Below are 17,040 nucleotides of genomic sequence, written 5' to 3' on the forward strand. Positions count from 1 at the left end.
AGGTAGAAGATATGGACTTTCTTAAAATTCTGCGTTCATTAGATGAATTGCTGTATGAAGTTATCACATGGCTGTTCTTTTATCCACGTACTTTATGGCGTGTGCTGAGACATCCGCTCAAAATGGTGGATTATACCAAGCAGGAGCTGGCTAAACAGGATGCACAGTTTAAGGATGCCATTAGTCCCCCTTTATTTCTTATATTGACACTCATCATCTTATACGGGTTCGCGCTTGCCAACCATAATCAGGCATTCTTAAATAATAATACGCAGACTGGAGATATTGGTCATATTGTCTTTGGGAGTATCCAAAACACGCTCATGTTTCGTTCACTAAACTATAGCGTTTGGTCGCTCATTTTCTCTTTAGGGTTGTTGAATATGCAACGAATCAGCATAGACAGAGAAACTTTGCGTGCACCGTTTTTTATACAATGTTTTTTGATTGCCCCTTACGCATTAGGTGTAACGCTTGGTTTCATCTATACGGCTTCTCATACGCTAGCTTTACAGATATTAGGATTGGGCTTGCTATTCGTCAGCTTACTTTGGTACATAATCGTTCAGGTTAAATACATTGTAATGGTTGTCCACATCAGTTATTTGCGCGCCGTTCTACACACCCTTCTTTATTTTGTATTTGGATGTATGATTTCTTACCTAATCGCTTATATGATGCTCAAACATTTAGCGTAGTATATTTTACCCAAACACCCGCCATAATATCCAAAACATACCTAGCATAATCACTACAATGACCAGTACTCTTTTTAGCCAATAGGGTATGAGTGGCTTTTTGTAGCCCAAATCCTTGAGCCGAGTGTCAACGCCTGTCTGCAATGTTTGAAAATCTTGATGTGACTTGGTGGTTTTGACACGATTCTTTACCAATGGGTCTGCATCCTCATTAGGCTCTTGTTCTCTATCAAAGCTAATAGCATGATTAGAGATGCCTTGTTTATTGGCAATGGTATTGAGTTTTTGCTGCTGCTGTACCTTTAGCTGGGTTTCGTAGGCATCAATTCGTACCTTGGCCTCATCCATACTGATTTTTTCATCGGCTGCCAATGTCTTGATGGCCATGACTAGGTTGTTTTTTTCGATCATCATGATGACCGCTTTTGGCAGTTTTTTACTGGCTGATTTCGAGCTGGGGTCAGGATTGAACATGATTTTCCTTATAGCAGCGTAGGGGTAAAGAGAATGTTTTATTATAACCATTTTATATTAGTCACGTTCAAGCAAAAAAATACCGCAGTCACGATAGTGACGGCGGTATTTGAATCGTATTTATCTGTACGAGCATAAATATCAAGCTTGGGTAGATTATAGATCTTTCCAGCGCTGGATAGATTCTTTAATCACTTCTTTGGCTTCTGCAACATCACCCCAAGATTCAACCACAGTGGTACCTGCTTTTTTCAAATCTTTATAGTGGCTAAAATGGAATTCTAGTTGGTTGATTAGTTGTTTTGGCAGATCAGCTAGGCTGTTGTACGCATTGCCAGTATCACGGTCGTCAGCTGGTACGACAACGATTTTATCATCCACTTCGCCATCATCAACGAACTTCATCACGCCAATGACTTTGGCTTTTAGGAAGATGCCAGTTGGTAGTGGCTGTTCAGTCAAAATCAATGCGTCAAGCTCATCACCATCTTCGTCAAGCGTTTGTGGGATAAAACCATAGTTGCAAGGCTTAGCAAAAATCTGTGGGTCAATACGATCAAGCTCAAATACCGCCAATTCGCGATTCCACTCAATTTTATGGCTGCTACCAGTTGGGATTTCTACTACGACGTTGATGATGCCGCCATCTACATCGCCTGCGTCTAAAATTTTATTAAAATCTGCCATGGAATACTCCAATTTTCTTTTGTTTAGAATGTTTGAATAATAAGTAATGGTTAAAGGGTTCATCTGCGAGCACTATAATACTGTCTATACAATATGGTCGCTGCCCCTTATTTTTGTTCCGGTTGCGATTATAACAAGTTTGGTTCAATTTTTCTCATAATGCTTAAGTCCAAGCGCGCACGATATTATGCAAAAATGGACTCAAAGAGTTACTTTGGTGCGATCGCTCTCAACTCAATCAGCCCAGCATGACGCTTAGCAATATTATCAATGAGCTTTTGTGTGACTTGCTCGTAGCTCAATGAAGCGCGCTTTTGGTCATTAATTTGGCTGTCGCTTCCATGGTCATGAGCATCGCGATGCATCGACACAAAGTCCGACAGACGCAGCATTTGCATACCCGCGTATCCGCAAGGATTGATCGCATTGAATGCTGATAAGTCACAATCTAAATTGATCGCAATCCCATGATAACTAAAGCCATGTTTAATTTTAAAGCCTAATGATGCCATTTTTCCCAGCATAATTTTATCATCGGGAGAGAATGTCGTAGACGCATCACTATCACTAGTCACCTGATTGGCTGTATCAGCATATAAGTAAACACCAGGCGCATCACGGCGAGAATGCGCACTGATGTGAGTACTGTCATCATTGATACTGTTCGAAGATGACGACGCCAAACATTCATTGATGACGTCTTCGATGGCTTGTTCAGCGTGAGAAACCAGATTACGCACACTCCAGTTCAAACTGTCCAAATCAAACAACCAGTAAATAACCAGCTGCCCATGACCATGCCAAGTTACCTGTCCACCGCGATCGGTCTTGATAATTGGCGTATCAGTACGCTGCAAGATATGCTCTTCTTTACCTGCTTGTCCAAGCGTATACACGTCATTATGGTCCACAACCCATAATTCATCAGGCGTACGTGTCCCTTGCTGTTTTTTTAAATCGATACGTGCGAGCGTACGTGCTAGCATGGCATCGAGCGTTGGCACATAGTCAGCTGCTAAGATGGATCTACTGATTAGTGTGTCATTGAGGTGCTGTATTGGGTTTTGCATGAGAATAAAGGTCTTATTATTGTCAGATTTAGAAGTATGATTTACCGATATTTAGTGTAGCAGTTTTAAAGAGCAACGCCCAAATATATCTCTTAGCAGATTATTTTTGATATCGTCAATACGTATAGAGCAATTGCGACAAAAGAGTGTCGTATCATTAGTTTATATGTTGAATGAAGACTTGTTTGTCACAAACGCAGCAGTCAGTTTAATGTGCTGTTCATTGAGTATTCAATACGCTACATTGAAGTATAATGAAGGAAATCTCGGTAATATTGATAGGTTTAGAAGTTATTAGTCATAGGATATTTTAACTGAGAAAGTCCCTAGAGATACGGCATCTTTCACCCAATATAACGTATCAATGCCAATATATAATATAACAAGGAAGATAAATGATTAGTACCGACCACACTATCCATGATCAGACGTCGACCAATACTGATCTGATGCAGTACCAAGTACCTGAAGTGCCGAGTATCGCCAAGACAATTGATGAGATGCACGCGCAATTTTCGTACTTAAAAACGTTGAGTCGTACGCAGCCGATCAACGATTGGGCCACTCGTGAGACCCAACTGGACAATTTAGAAATCATGCTGAGCGACAATCAAACAAGTTTTGCGAAAGCAATCAGCGCTGATTTTGGCTACCGTAGTGAATCAGAGACCCAGTTTGCTGAGTTATTTCCGAGCTTTACTGGAATCAGCCATGCCAAAAAACACGGCAAAAAATGGATGAAAGCGCAACGTGCGCCTATTTCAGCGTTATACAGACCCGCTCATAATGAGATTCAGCCGCAGCCGCTGGGCGTGGTTGGTATCATAGTGCCATGGAACTATCCATTATTTTTGGCAATAGGACCCATGATTGATGCGATCACCGCAGGCAATCGTATCATGATTAAAATGAGTGAGGCAGCGCCGCAATTTGCACAAACATTCGCGAATACGATTTCGCGTTATTTTTCACCAGACATGATCTGTGTGGTACTGGGTGAGGTTAATATCGCTGCGGCGTTTAGTGAGCTGCCTTTTGACCATCTGCTTTATACAGGCTCTACCGCGGTCGGCAAAAAGGTGATGGCGGCAGCAGCGCCCAATCTAACGCCAGTGACCCTTGAGCTTGGTGGTAAATCACCTGTAATCGTCTTTGAGGATGCCAATTTGGAGGCGGTCGTCAATCGCGTCATGATGGGCAAAACCTTGAATGCTGGTCAAACCTGTATTGCACCCGATTATGTGTTGGTTCCGCGTCAGTATCACGAAGCATTTATCGGCTTGGCAAAAGAATGGATGGCAAAACACTATCCTAACATTGAACACAACCCAGATTATTCTCGTATCATCAACGGTGCGCAATTTAAGCGCGTCAAAGGCTATCTCGATGCGTTACCGAGTACTGAAATACATCCGCTGACATCGGTTGAGGCAAACATTGAAACGCGCCTGATGCCGCCCGTCATTGTGAGCGAACCTGCGTCCGATAGTGATGTGATGCAAGAAGAGATTTTTGCACCCATTTTGCCGCTCGTTCATTACGAAACGCTAGATGATGCCATTCAGTTTGTCAATTCACGCCCCCGCCCTTTGGCCCTATATGTTTTTGGTGAGAACCATAACGACATAGAAAAAGTACGTAATAATACGGTGTCTGGTGGTTTATGTATTAATGAGGTGATTATGCATGTGGCGCAGCATGACTTGCCGTTTGGCGGGGTTGGAGATTCTGGTACAGGTTCTTATCATGGAAAAGCTGGGTTTGAGCGTCTAAGCCATATGAAGCCTATCTTTGTACAAACCAAGCTCAATGGTCTGAATCTGCTGTTGCCGCCTTATGGTGGGTTATTCAAAAAAGCCATGGCGCTGTTTTTAAAATAACTATTTTTAAAGTCACTGCTTCTCAAGTAACTATCAAAAGGATGATGGTAAAATAGCCGTATCAAATCCATGGTTCCATAAGCAATAGCATCTACGCAAGTCGATGCTATTTTTTTGCCAAAAATTCTATATTTACGAGCCCCAAGAGGTGGTGATGAATGTTCTATAAGTGTTACAGATTAAAATATGACCTTAACAACCAGTAAATAAGTATTTATTATCAACCTTATAAATCGCTACATTTTATTGATATATTTAAACAGTATAGAAAAACACCTACATAAATAAGCAATAAGGATTATGAGTCATAGTGACAGCAGGTGAAGTACAACCAAAATACTGTGACGTTAATAACTATTTTGCTACTGATATGAATAATAATAAATAGGACAGAGCATGCGTCAATGGATTGCGTTAAATATACTGTGGATGAGCATGCTGTTATTGCCCATATCAGCATCTGCTGCTTGTGACTCGCCAATCAAATTTGGCGCACTTACGTGGGAGAGCGGTCAATTTATCTCTGGTGTACTCAAATATATCGCTGAAGATGGATATGACTGTACGATTGAAGAAGTGCCAGGCGCAGGCCCTGCACTTGAGACGGCATTGTCACAAGATGACATTCAAATTATTGGTGAACAGTGGGTCGGGCGTTCTCCAATCATGGAAAAAGCCATCGAAGAGAACAAAGTTGCGGTCATTGGTGATACGCTCAAAGGCGGTGCCACTCAAGGCTGGTATGTTCCTAAGTATGTCCTAGAAGAAAACCCTGGTTTGCGCACCTATCAAGATCTGCCCAAATATGCTGAGTTGTTTAAAGACCCTGAAAACCCAAATAAATCTCGCTTTATGAATTGTCCTTCTGGTTGGACGTGTGAGATTTTTAATACCCGCCTGCTCAAAAACACGGGCTTAGACAATACATTCAACAACGCCCATCCTGGCACAGGTGCTGCACTCGATGCCGAAATTGCCTCAGCGTTTGAGCAGCATAAACCCTTACTATTCTACTATTGGCAGCCGACGGGGCTGATGGCTAAGTATGATTTTGCGCCATTAGCATTTCCTGCTCACAATGATGCTTGCTGGCAAGATTTATTGCGAGCAGATGGTACCGCTGATTGCGTCTCTGGCTTTCCTGTATCACCTCTCGGCATCGCTGTCTCTACACCATTTCTCGATAGCAATCCTGAATTGGCAGAGGTTTTTAAACAAGTACAGTTTACCTCAGATGAGCTTAATGGCGCTATTTTGGAGATGAGTGAGAATAAGCGTAGTGGCGAAGAGCAAGCGTTAGTGTTTTTACGTGAAAATCCAAACGTTTGGCAACAGTGGGTATCTGAAGAGGCCGCGACCAATCTTGCTGATAAGTTAGGCACTAATTTGACTGGAGCTGCTAGCGTTGACAATACAGCAACCAATAGCAACCTGTTGGGTTTGTCCTCAAGCTTTCCTTCGTGGTCTCTTGAGACACCGCTGAACAATACACTAGCAAATGTCGTCCAAAACTACGGTGATGTGTTTCGTACGATTAGTCACATAGCATTGACATATTTATTGCTACCTATCGAGCGGTTACTTACCGTCATTCCGCCATGGTTAATTATTGGACTGGTGACTGTACTCGCATGGTTTGGCGTCCGTAAAATTTGGTTTGCGCTTGCGTGCGGGGCAGGACTGTTTTTGATTGGTGCATTCGGATTATGGGGCGCATTGATTGATACCTTGGCGCTTCTGATTGTTTCTGTATTGGTCACAGTGGTTATTGGTATTCCTATCGGTATTGCCATGTCGGGCAGTCAGTTACTACGTAGGATTGTAACACCCATACTGGATGTGATGCAGACCATGCCAAGCTTTGTTTATTTGATACCAGTATTGATGTTATTTGGTATTGGTAAAGTGCCTGCGTTGTTTGCCACCATTATCTATGCACTGCCGCCACTCATTCGTTTGACCATGCTCGGTATCACGCAAGTGAACCATGAAATGGTGGAAGCGGGGCGCTCATTTGGCAGTACGCATTTACAATTACTCATTTGGATCAAATTGCCACAAGCGTTACCGAGTATTATGGCGGGCATTAACCAAGCTGTCATGATGTCTCTTGCTATGGTTGTATTGGCTTCTATGATTGGAGCACCAGGTCTTGGCGAAGATGTCTTGCAATCAATACAAACGCTCAATATTGGTCAAGGTTTACAAGCAGGTACTGCCATTGTCATCGTAGCAATTATCATTGACCGTATCACTCAGGCATTTGGTCAAGGCAAACGTGCGCGCCAAAAGACCATCGAAGCTGGCAGACGGCCAGTGGGTTAGGTATTTGATCAGTGATAAAGACATTTTAGGTTAATAATTTAAGTCACATTTACAAAAACAACGCTCATAAAATAATACCAATAGTGAGAACCACAATGAACCATATCCAGCTCGAAAATATCAGTAAGATATATAACGCTACTAGCTCACAAGCACAGTCTGCATTGGCGTTACTGGCAGAGGGTATGGACAGCATCAAGGTAAAAGAGCAAACAGGCTACTCAGTGGGACTTTATGATATCAATCTTGCGGTCAAAGCAGGCGAGCTACATTGCATCATGGGGCTATCCGGTTCGGGTAAATCGACCTTGATACGCCATATCAATCGCTTGATTGATCCAACCAGTGGCAAGATATGGGTAGATACTTCTATTAATGCTCATCATTTTGATAAAGAGCTTGTTTCTACTGCGCCAAACGTAGCAGAAACTGAACATGCAACCTCTGCTGTCAACGTACTAGAGTTTAATGACAAGGAGTTGCAACATTATCGCCAGCAAACCACCAGCATGGTTTTTCAGCATTTTGGCTTGGTACCGCATATGACGGTTATCCAAAACGTTGCTTACGGCTTACGAGTGCGCAAAATGAGTATTAAAGATCGTCATGACGTGGCTCGGCACTGGCTTAATGAGGTTGGGCTGTCTAACTTAGAGCGCAGCTATCCTGATGAGCTATCGGGAGGTATGCAGCAGCGTGTTGGTCTAGCCCGTGCTCTAGCAACGGACAATCCGATTTTGCTGATGGACGAAGCGTTCTCAGCGCTTGATCCGCTCATTCGTGCTCAGCTACAAGACCAGCTTTTGGAGCTGCAAGATCGCTTAAATAAGACGATTGTGTTTATCACTCATGATATTGATGAAGCAATCAAAGTCGGTCAACGTATCAGCATTTTAAATGGTGGTCGCTTGATACAGACGGGTACGCCACAAGAGCTGCGTCTCAATCCAGCCGATGACTATGTTGCACAGTTCATGCACGCCAAAAACTAACCGCCCTCATTTCATCTTTATCATTTGATACTATTAAAATATTTGCGTCAAATTTGAATGATACTTATGGTTATCGAGCATCGATTATAAAAAACCTTGTCTTTTCCTCAATTTATCTCCATATAGACATATACAAACAACAAGTATGCTTGCTATAGAGCAGTAAGATTTCTATATCGCCACTATTACTAGGTTGTTAAAAAAGTGTAGTGGGCCATAAATTATTATTAAAGTAAATTCCATTGCCGATGTATACTGTTAAGGTAAGCTAATGCGAACCAGCAGGCAGCTCTTGTCCAGTAATGGTATATGAGCTTTCTACCAAGTGAGCGTGTTACTCTCATATTTTCATTCGTAGATGGCTTATATTTATATATATGGCATCCATTCTTTGTAAAAGATTGACTCTGGTTTTTTGCGAACCTTATAAAAACACCATGAGTTATCATTCATTTCAGCCTATGGACGTCAGACTTCGTAGAAGGGACATATTATGCCAAATAAACATATTCCAAATAATGACCATGAGAATGCCGATAAATTGGCTTCTGGCTCACCGCGCACTTCGTCCCGTTGGTTTAAAAATGCTAGTACGTTTGGCATAACGACCGTATTGAGTGCAGGAATATTGGTTGCTTGTGGTCAAATGAGCAATGCGGACAATAAGACGAGCAGCACTGCTGGCAAGCAAACCAGTGAGGCTAAAACCTCTCGTGATATGTTGCCCTCTGACATGCTTAAACAAATACAAGCCTTGCCGCAGCTGACCAAAGGTCTGGGTGATACAGGCGCTGATGTGATAGATCCTAACAAACCGACCTTAGTGAAGTTTTGGGCAAGTTGGTGTCCACTTTGTTTAGGGACGTTGGCAGAAACGGAAGAGTGGCGTACGGATCCTAAGTTCGCTGATCTAAATGTGATTACTGTAGCAAGTCCGGGTCATCTGAATGAAAAAGAGGACACTGACTTTAGTACTTGGTATGCAGGCGTTCAAGCGGATTATCCAAAACTGCCTGTATTGTCTGACCCTTCAGGAGATTTGATTGGCAAACTTGGCGTGCAGGTATATCCAAGTTGGGCCATACTTGATAAAAAAGGTAACTTGGTTCATTTGGTTAAAGGCAATCTAACCACAGAGCAAGCCTATGCGTTGGCTGAAAATGCTAATAACGATTTTGCTGAGCTCAAAGCAGGTACTGCAAAACCTGCCAACGTACAAGCATTGGACAACAACAGCAAGATTGAAACCATCAAGCAAAAAGATGGGGTTTACTACAATGATAAAGGCAAGGCGATTAATACGCGCTCAATTTATTTGGCGGGTGGTTGCTTCTGGGGTATAGAAGCTTATATGGAGCGGGTTGATGGTGTTGTAGACGCTGTGTCAGGTTACGCAAATGGTGACACTGCCAATCCAAGCTATGAGCAAGTGATTCGTGGCTCAGGACATGCCGAAACTGTCAAAGTGACTTATGATGCGGATAAAATCGATTTAGATACAGTCTTAAAATATTACTTCCGTGTTATTGATCCAACCAGCGTCAATAAGCAAGGCAATGATCGCGGCGTACAGTATCGCTCTGGCGTTTATTACACCGATAAAGCAGATAAAGCAGTCATCGATGCGGCTCTCAAACGAGTGCAGAGTCAATACAAACAAAAAGTCGTGGTCGAAAATGAAGCATTAGACAATTTTTATTTGGCGGAAGCGTATCATCAGGACTATTTGGCAAAAAATCCCAATGGCTATTGTCACGTTGACTTGAGTTTGGCAGATGACAAACCTGTAGGTACAGCCTCTACCAAACTTGCTCCTGCCAATACCGTAGCTGAAGTATTGGATCCTAAGCGTTACGCTGGGTTCGACAAAGGCGCTCTCAAGAACACATTGACGAAAGCGCAGTATAATATTACTCAGGATGCAGGCACCGAACGGGCATTTAGTCATGAATATGATGAGTTATTTGCGCCTGGAATTTATGTTGATGTTGTAAGCGGTGAGCCGCTGTTCTTGTCCACTGATAAGTACCAATCTGGTTGTGGCTGGCCAAGTTTTACTAAACCGATTGACATGCAAGTCATCACTCAGCATGAAGACAAAGCCTTCAACATGGTGCGTACTGAGGTTCGCTCTCGAGTCGCGGATTCGCATCTTGGCCATGTATTCCCTGATGGCCCAAAAGATCGTGGTGGCCTACGTTATTGCATCAATGGCGGTGCCTTACAGTTTATTCCTGTCAATGTGATGCCTCAGTCAGGTTACGGACCATTGGTGAAGCTTGTGAAATCGTAATAGGGTTGCAACAGTAGTATTTATAAAAGACGCTAAGAGTACCCTTAGCGTCTTTTTTGTGCTCAATGTTTGATCGTATGTTGACCACCCACGTATAGTCAGTGAAAAATAATGTCGATATATCAACAATACCGTAGCGCTTTTAAGATATGTTGATTGTAGCTATCGTAGTAATTTTGCTGCGATTAATCGTGAACTCTGAAATAAGCGACAAACTTCGTTATACTTAACAGTTTATTGAGTGCTGATGATTCACATGCGCTCTTTTTTGTTGTTTATGTATTGTGTCGCTTTAAGTATCAGGTGACGTTTATTTATTATTCTCGCTTTTATTTTTTAAGGCCATAGTATGACCGTTACCCATACACCTATTATTACCTCGTTACTTGATAACGATTTGTATAAATTTACTATGCTACAAGCCATGCTACATCAATTCCCGCAAACGCATGGTGTGTACCGTTTTCGCTGCCGCAATAATAAAGAAGCGCTTTATCCTTTGGCTAATATTAAAGAGCAGCTTGAAAAACAGCTAGACAGTTTATGTGAGTTGCGTTTTTTAGAAGATGAGCTGGAGTATCTGCGCAGTCTGCGTTTTATGCGCTCAGACTTTGTGGACTATCTTGAATTATTCAAACTCAAACGTCGTTTTATCACGGTCAGCACAGATAACGAAGGTCGTTTGTTTATCGATATTGAAGGGCCGATGATTCAGGCAATGTTCTTTGAAGTCTTTGTACTGGCGATTGTCAACGAGCTTTATTTTAGCGCTTTATCAAGTGAGCAAGTGATTGAGGAAGGTCAGCGTAGGCTTGATGAAAAAGTTGCCTTACTGCATCATTATGCAGCAGAACAAGCCAAAGGTGATCGCAGCAGACCACCCTTTATTGTTGCTGATTTTGGTACTCGCAGACGCTTTAGTAAAGCATGGCAAGCGCATGTGGTTGAGACAATACACAAAGCTGAGCCGAAGATAGTTGGCGGTACGTCTAATGTCTATTTGGCAAAACAGCTCGGTATGACACCAATCGGTACGATGGCGCATGAGTTTATGCAAGCGTTTCAGGCATTAGATGTGCGTTTGCGCGATTCACAAAAAGCGGCGCTTGAAGCGTGGGTACATGAATATCGTGGTGATTTGGGCATTGCATTGACGGATGTCGTTGGAATGGATGCATTTTTACGAGATTTTGATTTGTATTTTGCCAAACTGTTTGATGGACTGCGTCATGATAGTGGCGATCCCTATGTGTGGGGTGATAAAGCCATTGCTCATTACGAAAAACTCAAGATTGATCCCAAAACCAAGATTCTCACCTTTAGTGATGGTCTCAATCTTGAAAAAGCATGGGAGCTGCATCAATATTTCCAAGGTCGTATCAAGACCAGCTTTGGTATTGGCACCAATCTAACCAATGATATGGGCATTACGCCGATTAATATCGTTCTTAAGCTGGTTGAGTGCAATGGACAGCCAGTTGCCAAGCTGTCTGATAGCCCTGGCAAGACCATGATCAATAATGACACGTATCTTGCCTACTTGCGCCAAGTTTTTGAGGTTGATGAACTAGAATAGCGTGCTTAACGGTCGCTATTTTCTGTCTTGTTCTCTTCAGCGAACGCAGCGTCCAAGGCTTGCTGCACGGCATTGATACGCGTCTCACAAACGCGATAAGCGGCAATAGATTCTTCGACAGTGGTCATCAGATTGTCAATATCAGGCTCATCTTGTTGCTGTAGCTCAGTGGCATTGGTTTTTAAGATATCGTAAGCCGCCTTAAAAGTTTTTGGGGCGGCTTTTTTGCGTTTGCGAGTAGGGGTAGTCATAATCTGTCCTGATGATCAAAATTAAGGTTAAGTCATTAAGGTTAAGTCATTAAGGTTAAGTAAAAAACTGACTCTAAATATCATATGCTCATTATTTTTTGACGGTATTTAGCAGTTAAGTTTTTATGTGGCTTTTACATCTATTATCTGCGCTTTGGCTTTGCCATCTTTTAAGACAATATGCACCATTTGCTCATTGTGAAGCTGGGTACGACTGGTGAGTGTCTGTTTGTCTTTTTCATCTGTCAGTAAGGCATAACCTTGCTTGAGTATACGAGAAGGCCTGTGTAGTAACACAATATCCCGCAGATGCTCGCTGTCTCGCTGTGCTTGTGTCAGCTGCTGCTGAGTACGGTGCATAATGGCTTTTCGATGATTGTTGCTATAAGTAGACGCAATGGATAACTGCTGATAAGACGCCGCTTGAATCTGAGTATTTAGTTCTGCGGTTTGTCTTGCTGCTTGCTTTACTTGGCGCTGAGCGCTTTGCTGAATACTGAGCCATGCATGGTTACTGTCTTTTTGTAGAGCAGTTAGTTGCCCTGTTGTTTGCGCTTGTATTTGGCTTAATTGACGCTCTGCTCGTTGTTCCGCCATATTGAGTTGACGCTGCGCGGCTTGTTTGATTTGCGACTGATATTGCAGCGTCTGAGTGACCAATTGCGCTAAGTGGAGACGAATGGCAGCAATGACTTTTGATGGGGTATCAAAGCTTGTATGAGCCACTTCGTCCAAGATGACTTTGTCACGCTCATGACCAATGCCCACCCAGACAGGAACTGGCTGCTCAGCCACCAAAGCGGCAAGCTCGTAATCATTTAAATATGCCAAGTCACCAACCGCACCGCCGCCACGAATAATGACTAACAAATCAGGCAAGCGTCCGTACGTATCGTGAAATTGCTGCTGAGCATTGACAATGGCTTCGCGTATTTCAGCGGGTGCATGATTGCCTTGAAAGGTTGCGTGATGGTAGTGAAAATGGCAAGCACCTGCCTCGGCTAATCGATCAGCATCAGCTTGAAAATCTCCCAATCCAGCGGCCTTTTCAGGAGCAATAACCAGTACATGCTCAATATCGAAGGGTGTAGGGAGCTGCTGATTGAGGGTCAGTAGCCCTTCACCCGTCAAGCGATCAACCATCTGAGCATATTGGCGTGCCAAATCGCCTAACGTGTAGCTCGGATCAATGTCTTCAATCGTGAGTGAGAAGCCATATTGGGCATGAAAACCAGCTGAGACTTTAAGCAAAACCGTTAAGTCGCGATCAAGCGGCATACCTGTCGCCCGTTCAAACTTAGCCAAAACGCGCGCAGCTTTAAAGCGCCACAGATTGCCACGGCAGCTGGCCACGACTTTGCCATCATCATCTTTTTCTGCTAATTCAAAATAGTAGTGACCGCCTTTGCTCGATAGATTGCGAATCTCTGCTTTTACCCAGACACGGTGGTCAAAGGTTTGTTTGATAACCATATCAACGGCTGTCAAATAGTCACTCAAGCGCAGTACTGTGTTTTCTAAATGGTCTTCTTGCTCTGCCAACTCAGCCTCCAAGGTCGCCAAGTCTTTGGCAGGGGTTAATACTTGAGCCTGTTTTACGTTTGAAAGTTTGGGTTTGCGCATAATAGTAGACCAAAATCAATAAAGCTTGAAGTTAGGATATAAGCAATCCTAGAGACGGTAGTTTACCTTAAAAGCAAACGCACAAAAAGTAGAGCCGACAAGTAGCGAGAAGATTTCACGCAAACATGTCGGCTACACACGGGCTAATAATAGTTTGGCTAATCGGTATCAATAGAAAAAACTACACAAAATTTACCGTAACGGTTACTAGCTCACTATTTATTGATATTACTTATTGATATCACTGGCAACGAAAATTAATCGTGTATTCATAGTCATCTTTACGTGACAAGTCTGGTGAGCCAGTACCAAAAATGGACCCGACAACCGCGCCAACTTGACCGACCATACGACCAGTGCGCTCATCTAAAATACCGTTATATTTGACAGTATCATTGACGATAATGACTTGTTTGCTTCGGCAGGTTTTTTGCGCACTATCGATCGCATTTTGTTGTGCTTTGACCTTAGTATCTGCGATGCCAGTGGTTTCATAAACTGAGTTGGCACGCTGGATAACAGGAGATGACGGCGTACTTTGACAAGCACTCAAGGCAAGTGCAGCCGCTAGAGTGGCCGTTACTGTGACGGTTTTATTCAGAGTATTCATAAATATTTCCCAATTTTTTTCAGTTGACTATCAAAGTTAAGCAGGTGCGATGTATTGCCCTATATAGATGATGAATCTAACTCATTCTTATCTTGGATGTCTAGACTGTTATTGTGCTGCGTGTTGCTATTATACGTAGTGGACTCAATGTAGCAGTGAGACAAAGCGACTGGCATGGATGCTAGGCAGGCTTTGTATCTACAGCAATGAGGAGAAAGTTATACCAGTCTCACGTGTCTCTTAACGTATTGATTTTATTCTGATCCGCCCATACTTTATCTTTTGTATTGTGACCAGATTCGAATTAAAAGATATGTAAAAGGTGCTGATATTGCCAGCATTGATAGATTTTTTTGTTGTTATCGCTTGAAAGTTGACATAAGTGGCACGCTTACACAGCAAATCACTTGAAATATAAACCATATCTAGGATAATTGGTCTATTCATTCTTAACGAGTAAGCAATTTTATGCAATTGATTCCTGCGCCTGCTGGCGTGCTCGAAGTCGACGCACTATGGCAACAAAACAATCCTAATGACCCAAATACAGATACTGTGGCATTACTTTGCCATCCTAACCCATTATTTGATGGAACGATGACCAATAAAGTGGTGACGACTATGTATCGTTTTGCCCGTGATAGTGGGATGCATGTGGTACGTTTCAACTTTCGGGGCGTGGGTCAATCAACGGGCGAGCACGATTATGCGGAAGGTGAAGTGGTAGATGCGATGACCGTGCTACAATGGATCGCCGAACAAACCAATGCGCGTAAGTTATGGCTTGGCGGGTTTTCTTTTGGTGGCTATGTGACAGCGCGTGTGGCTGAGCAAGTAATTGAGGCCTCTCACATCTGGGACGTCAGCGATTTTGACATTGTTAATATTGCTCTGATTGCCCCCTCTATCGAAAAAAATGAGAGTAGCGATCTGCGTTTACCAGTCGATAAGACCTTTGAGATTTATGGTGATGCAGATGAAGTCATTGATCCCAAAAACATGCAGGCATTCGCTGACCATTTAGGTATTGAGGTCAGCGTTGTGAATGGCGCAGGCCACTTCTTCCATGGTCGCCTATCAGAGCTTAAAGGTTTGTTAGAAAAACACAGCTTTGGTAGTGAGAAATAGTTTTTTTGATCCGTCTTAGCGTATAGTCGTTTTGTTTTAGAAAGTTTTTGATGACTTTATCTTGATGTGATAAAGCCGCAACACATTAGTATTTTCATATTCATTTTATCCAACGATGAGTCGTATTATGAGTTTATCTCCATTGCAACGTTACGAGCAAGCCGTCAGTACGGACGATTTTACTCAAGATGAACAGCAATTTAAGGCCATGAGCTACCTTGATGAGATTTATCATCAGCTCATCAATACTGCGCCGCAAAAAAAGGGCTTTTTTAGCTTTCTAAAGTCCAAGCCGACCGCACCGAAGGGTCTGTATATGTGGGGCGGTGTGGGCCGTGGTAAAACATGGATGATGGACATGTTTTACGATTCTTTGACTATTGATCGTAAGATGCGCCTACATTTTCATCATTTTATGAAACGCGTGCATCAAGAGCTGCATAAGCTGCAAGGTGAGAGCGATCCGTTAGAAAAAGTTGCAGATATAATCCATGCAGAAGCCGTCATCATTTGTTTTGATGAATTCTTTGTATCCAACGTTTCTGACGCGATGATTTTGGGCGATCTATTTACCATGCTATTCAATCGTGGTATCACCTTGGTCGCCACTTCAAACATTGAGCCGTCAGGGCTTTATAAAGATGGTTTGCATCGTGATCGTTTTTTGCCTGCCATTGCTGAAGTTGAGCGTCATACGACAGTGATGAATATCGACTCTGGTATTGACTATCGCTTACGTGTGCTGCAACAAGCAGAACTCTATGAGTCGCCTTTAACCAAAGCCAACCATCACTGGCTTGCCAACCGTTTTGCCAGTTTGTCTAACAATCAAAAAATCAGTCATGCTCCGATTACGATTAATGGCCGTGAAATTAAGATTAACGCGCGTACTGAAGACATCTTATTTTGCGATTTTCGCCATCTATGTATGGAGCCGCGTTCTGCCTCTGATTTTATTGAAATCGCTAAGCAGTTCAACACCGTTTTAGTCAATTCAGTACCAGCACTCGATGATGATTTGCGGGATCCGACACGTCGATTTATCTACCTTGTGGATGAGTTTTATGATCGCCGCGTCAAGCTCTTGGTTCGAGCAGAGCAGTCGATTTTGAATTTATATCAAGGCGAGAAGTTAGCATTTGAGATTGAGCGTACGCGTTCACGTTTGCTTGAGATGCAGTCAGAAGATTATTTGCGTATGGCGCACCGTGTCGAAGAGGGTGCTTAATAAAAATCCTTGAAACCTTCGTCAAAACTGAATGTCTATCATGCATTCAGTTTTTGGCTTTTTTTGATAAAAAGATATACGCTATGAGCATATAAAAGAATAAATGTATTAACACAAAAAGAAAGAGATAATAATAAATAAGGAATGACAATGACCGAATCTAATACTGATGATAATGCAAAAAATGATAAAAAACTGACCGTCA

At 42.7% G+C, this 17,040-nt stretch carries 14 protein-coding genes; 8 read left to right on the forward strand and 6 right to left on the reverse strand.

Annotated elements, in window-relative coordinates; translation table 11 throughout:
* The first annotated feature begins 11 nt into the window (after positions 1–11).
* Positions 12–698: a hypothetical protein gene (locus tag CZ794_RS09570; protein WP_087041367.1), complete on the forward strand. Its 687-nt coding sequence runs from the start codon at positions 12–14 to the stop codon at positions 696–698.
* 6 nt (positions 699–704) lie between these two features.
* Here the strand turns inward: CZ794_RS09570 and CZ794_RS09575 are convergent, their stop codons facing one another.
* The 3 genes from CZ794_RS09575 to lipB all read right to left on the reverse strand — a co-directional run bounded on the left by CZ794_RS09575 (position 705) and on the right by lipB (position 2,929).
* Complete coding sequence (locus CZ794_RS09575) at positions 705–1,172, reverse strand: hypothetical protein (protein ID WP_087041368.1); 468 nt, start codon at positions 1,170–1,172, stop codon at positions 705–707.
* A 156-nt stretch (positions 1,173–1,328) separates the two neighbouring features.
* A complete protein-coding gene (locus CZ794_RS09580) occupies positions 1,329–1,859 on the reverse strand; it encodes an inorganic diphosphatase (protein WP_087041369.1) in 531 nt (176 codons plus the stop codon).
* A gap of 209 nt (positions 1,860–2,068) precedes the next feature.
* Positions 2,069–2,929, reverse strand: coding sequence for a lipoyl(octanoyl) transferase LipB (lipB, locus tag CZ794_RS09585; protein ID WP_087041370.1), 861 nt, complete (start codon positions 2,927–2,929; stop codon positions 2,069–2,071).
* 449 nt (positions 2,930–3,378) lie between these two features.
* On the opposite strand from lipB, the gene CZ794_RS09590 reads away from it, so the two are divergent.
* The 5 genes from CZ794_RS09590 to pncB all read left to right on the forward strand — a co-directional run bounded on the left by CZ794_RS09590 (position 3,379) and on the right by pncB (position 11,995).
* Complete coding sequence (locus CZ794_RS09590; protein ID WP_087041665.1) at positions 3,379–4,809, forward strand: coniferyl aldehyde dehydrogenase; 1,431 nt, start codon at positions 3,379–3,381, stop codon at positions 4,807–4,809.
* A gap of 396 nt (positions 4,810–5,205) precedes the next feature.
* Positions 5,206–7,134: a glycine betaine ABC transporter substrate-binding protein gene (locus CZ794_RS09595; protein ID WP_087041371.1), complete on the forward strand. Its 1,929-nt coding sequence runs from the start codon at positions 5,206–5,208 to the stop codon at positions 7,132–7,134.
* A 95-nt stretch (positions 7,135–7,229) separates the two neighbouring features.
* Positions 7,230–8,126 carry an ATP-binding cassette domain-containing protein gene (locus CZ794_RS09600; RefSeq protein ID WP_087041372.1) on the forward strand — a complete coding sequence of 299 codons (897 nt, stop codon included), beginning with the start codon at positions 7,230–7,232 and terminating at the stop codon, positions 8,124–8,126.
* A gap of 493 nt (positions 8,127–8,619) precedes the next feature.
* On the forward strand, positions 8,620–10,419 hold the full coding sequence (gene msrAB / locus CZ794_RS09605; protein ID WP_087041373.1) for a bifunctional peptide-methionine (S)-S-oxide reductase MsrA/peptide-methionine (R)-S-oxide reductase MsrB: 1,800 nt from the start codon (positions 8,620–8,622) through the stop codon (positions 10,417–10,419).
* 349 nt (positions 10,420–10,768) lie between these two features.
* Entirely contained in the window at positions 10,769–11,995 is a 1,227-nt protein-coding gene (gene pncB / locus CZ794_RS09610; protein ID WP_087041374.1) for a nicotinate phosphoribosyltransferase, read from the forward strand.
* 5 nt (positions 11,996–12,000) lie between these two features.
* Here the strand turns inward: pncB and xseB are convergent, their stop codons facing one another.
* From xseB to CZ794_RS09625, 3 genes are all read right to left on the reverse strand, one after another.
* On the reverse strand, positions 12,001–12,246 hold the full coding sequence (gene xseB, locus CZ794_RS09615; protein WP_087041375.1) for an exodeoxyribonuclease VII small subunit: 246 nt from the start codon (positions 12,244–12,246) through the stop codon (positions 12,001–12,003).
* A 123-nt stretch (positions 12,247–12,369) separates the two neighbouring features.
* A complete protein-coding gene (gene xseA, locus CZ794_RS09620; protein ID WP_087041376.1) occupies positions 12,370–13,869 on the reverse strand; it encodes an exodeoxyribonuclease VII large subunit in 1,500 nt (499 codons plus the stop codon).
* A 241-nt stretch (positions 13,870–14,110) separates the two neighbouring features.
* On the reverse strand, positions 14,111–14,479 hold the full coding sequence (locus tag CZ794_RS09625) for a hypothetical protein (RefSeq protein ID WP_087041377.1): 369 nt from the start codon (positions 14,477–14,479) through the stop codon (positions 14,111–14,113).
* A gap of 468 nt (positions 14,480–14,947) precedes the next feature.
* Here CZ794_RS09625 and CZ794_RS09630 point away from each other — a divergent pair, with 468 nt between their 5' ends.
* Both CZ794_RS09630 and zapE read left to right on the forward strand, forming a co-directional pair.
* A complete protein-coding gene (locus CZ794_RS09630) occupies positions 14,948–15,607 on the forward strand; it encodes an alpha/beta hydrolase (RefSeq protein WP_087041378.1) in 660 nt (219 codons plus the stop codon).
* A 127-nt stretch (positions 15,608–15,734) separates the two neighbouring features.
* Complete coding sequence (gene zapE, locus CZ794_RS09635; RefSeq protein WP_087041379.1) at positions 15,735–16,835, forward strand: cell division protein ZapE; 1,101 nt, start codon at positions 15,735–15,737, stop codon at positions 16,833–16,835.
* Positions 16,836–17,040 lie beyond the last annotated feature (205 nt).

The organism is Psychrobacter sp. JB385, from assembly GCF_900163785.1.
Taxonomy (GTDB): Bacteria; Pseudomonadota; Gammaproteobacteria; order Pseudomonadales; family Moraxellaceae; genus Psychrobacter.

Excerpts from the sequence above, each read along its gene's own strand:
- CZ794_RS09590 (WP_087041665.1), top strand. The coding sequence starts at position 3,379 with ATGCAGTACCAAGTACCTGAAGTGCCGAGTATCGCCAAGACAATTGAT.
- lipB (WP_087041370.1), bottom strand. The coding sequence starts at position 2,929 with ATGCAAAACCCAATACAGCACCTCAATGACACACTAATCAGTAGATCC.
- CZ794_RS09600 (WP_087041372.1), top strand. The coding sequence starts at position 7,230 with ATGAACCATATCCAGCTCGAAAATATCAGTAAGATATATAACGCTACT.
- CZ794_RS09595 (WP_087041371.1), top strand. The coding sequence starts at position 5,206 with ATGCGTCAATGGATTGCGTTAAATATACTGTGGATGAGCATGCTGTTA.
- xseB (WP_087041375.1), bottom strand. The coding sequence starts at position 12,246 with ATGACTACCCCTACTCGCAAACGCAAAAAAGCCGCCCCAAAAACTTTT.
- CZ794_RS09630 (WP_087041378.1), top strand. The coding sequence starts at position 14,948 with ATGCAATTGATTCCTGCGCCTGCTGGCGTGCTCGAAGTCGACGCACTA.
- zapE (WP_087041379.1), top strand. The coding sequence starts at position 15,735 with ATGAGTTTATCTCCATTGCAACGTTACGAGCAAGCCGTCAGTACGGAC.
- CZ794_RS09625 (WP_087041377.1), bottom strand. The coding sequence starts at position 14,479 with ATGAATACTCTGAATAAAACCGTCACAGTAACGGCCACTCTAGCGGCT.
- CZ794_RS09580 (WP_087041369.1), bottom strand. The coding sequence starts at position 1,859 with ATGGCAGATTTTAATAAAATTTTAGACGCAGGCGATGTAGATGGCGGC.
- msrAB (WP_087041373.1), top strand. The coding sequence starts at position 8,620 with ATGCCAAATAAACATATTCCAAATAATGACCATGAGAATGCCGATAAA.
- CZ794_RS09575 (WP_087041368.1), bottom strand. The coding sequence starts at position 1,172 with ATGTTCAATCCTGACCCCAGCTCGAAATCAGCCAGTAAAAAACTGCCA.
- xseA (WP_087041376.1), bottom strand. The coding sequence starts at position 13,869 with ATGCGCAAACCCAAACTTTCAAACGTAAAACAGGCTCAAGTATTAACC.
- pncB (WP_087041374.1), top strand. The coding sequence starts at position 10,769 with ATGACCGTTACCCATACACCTATTATTACCTCGTTACTTGATAACGAT.
- CZ794_RS09570 (WP_087041367.1), top strand. The coding sequence starts at position 12 with ATGGACTTTCTTAAAATTCTGCGTTCATTAGATGAATTGCTGTATGAA.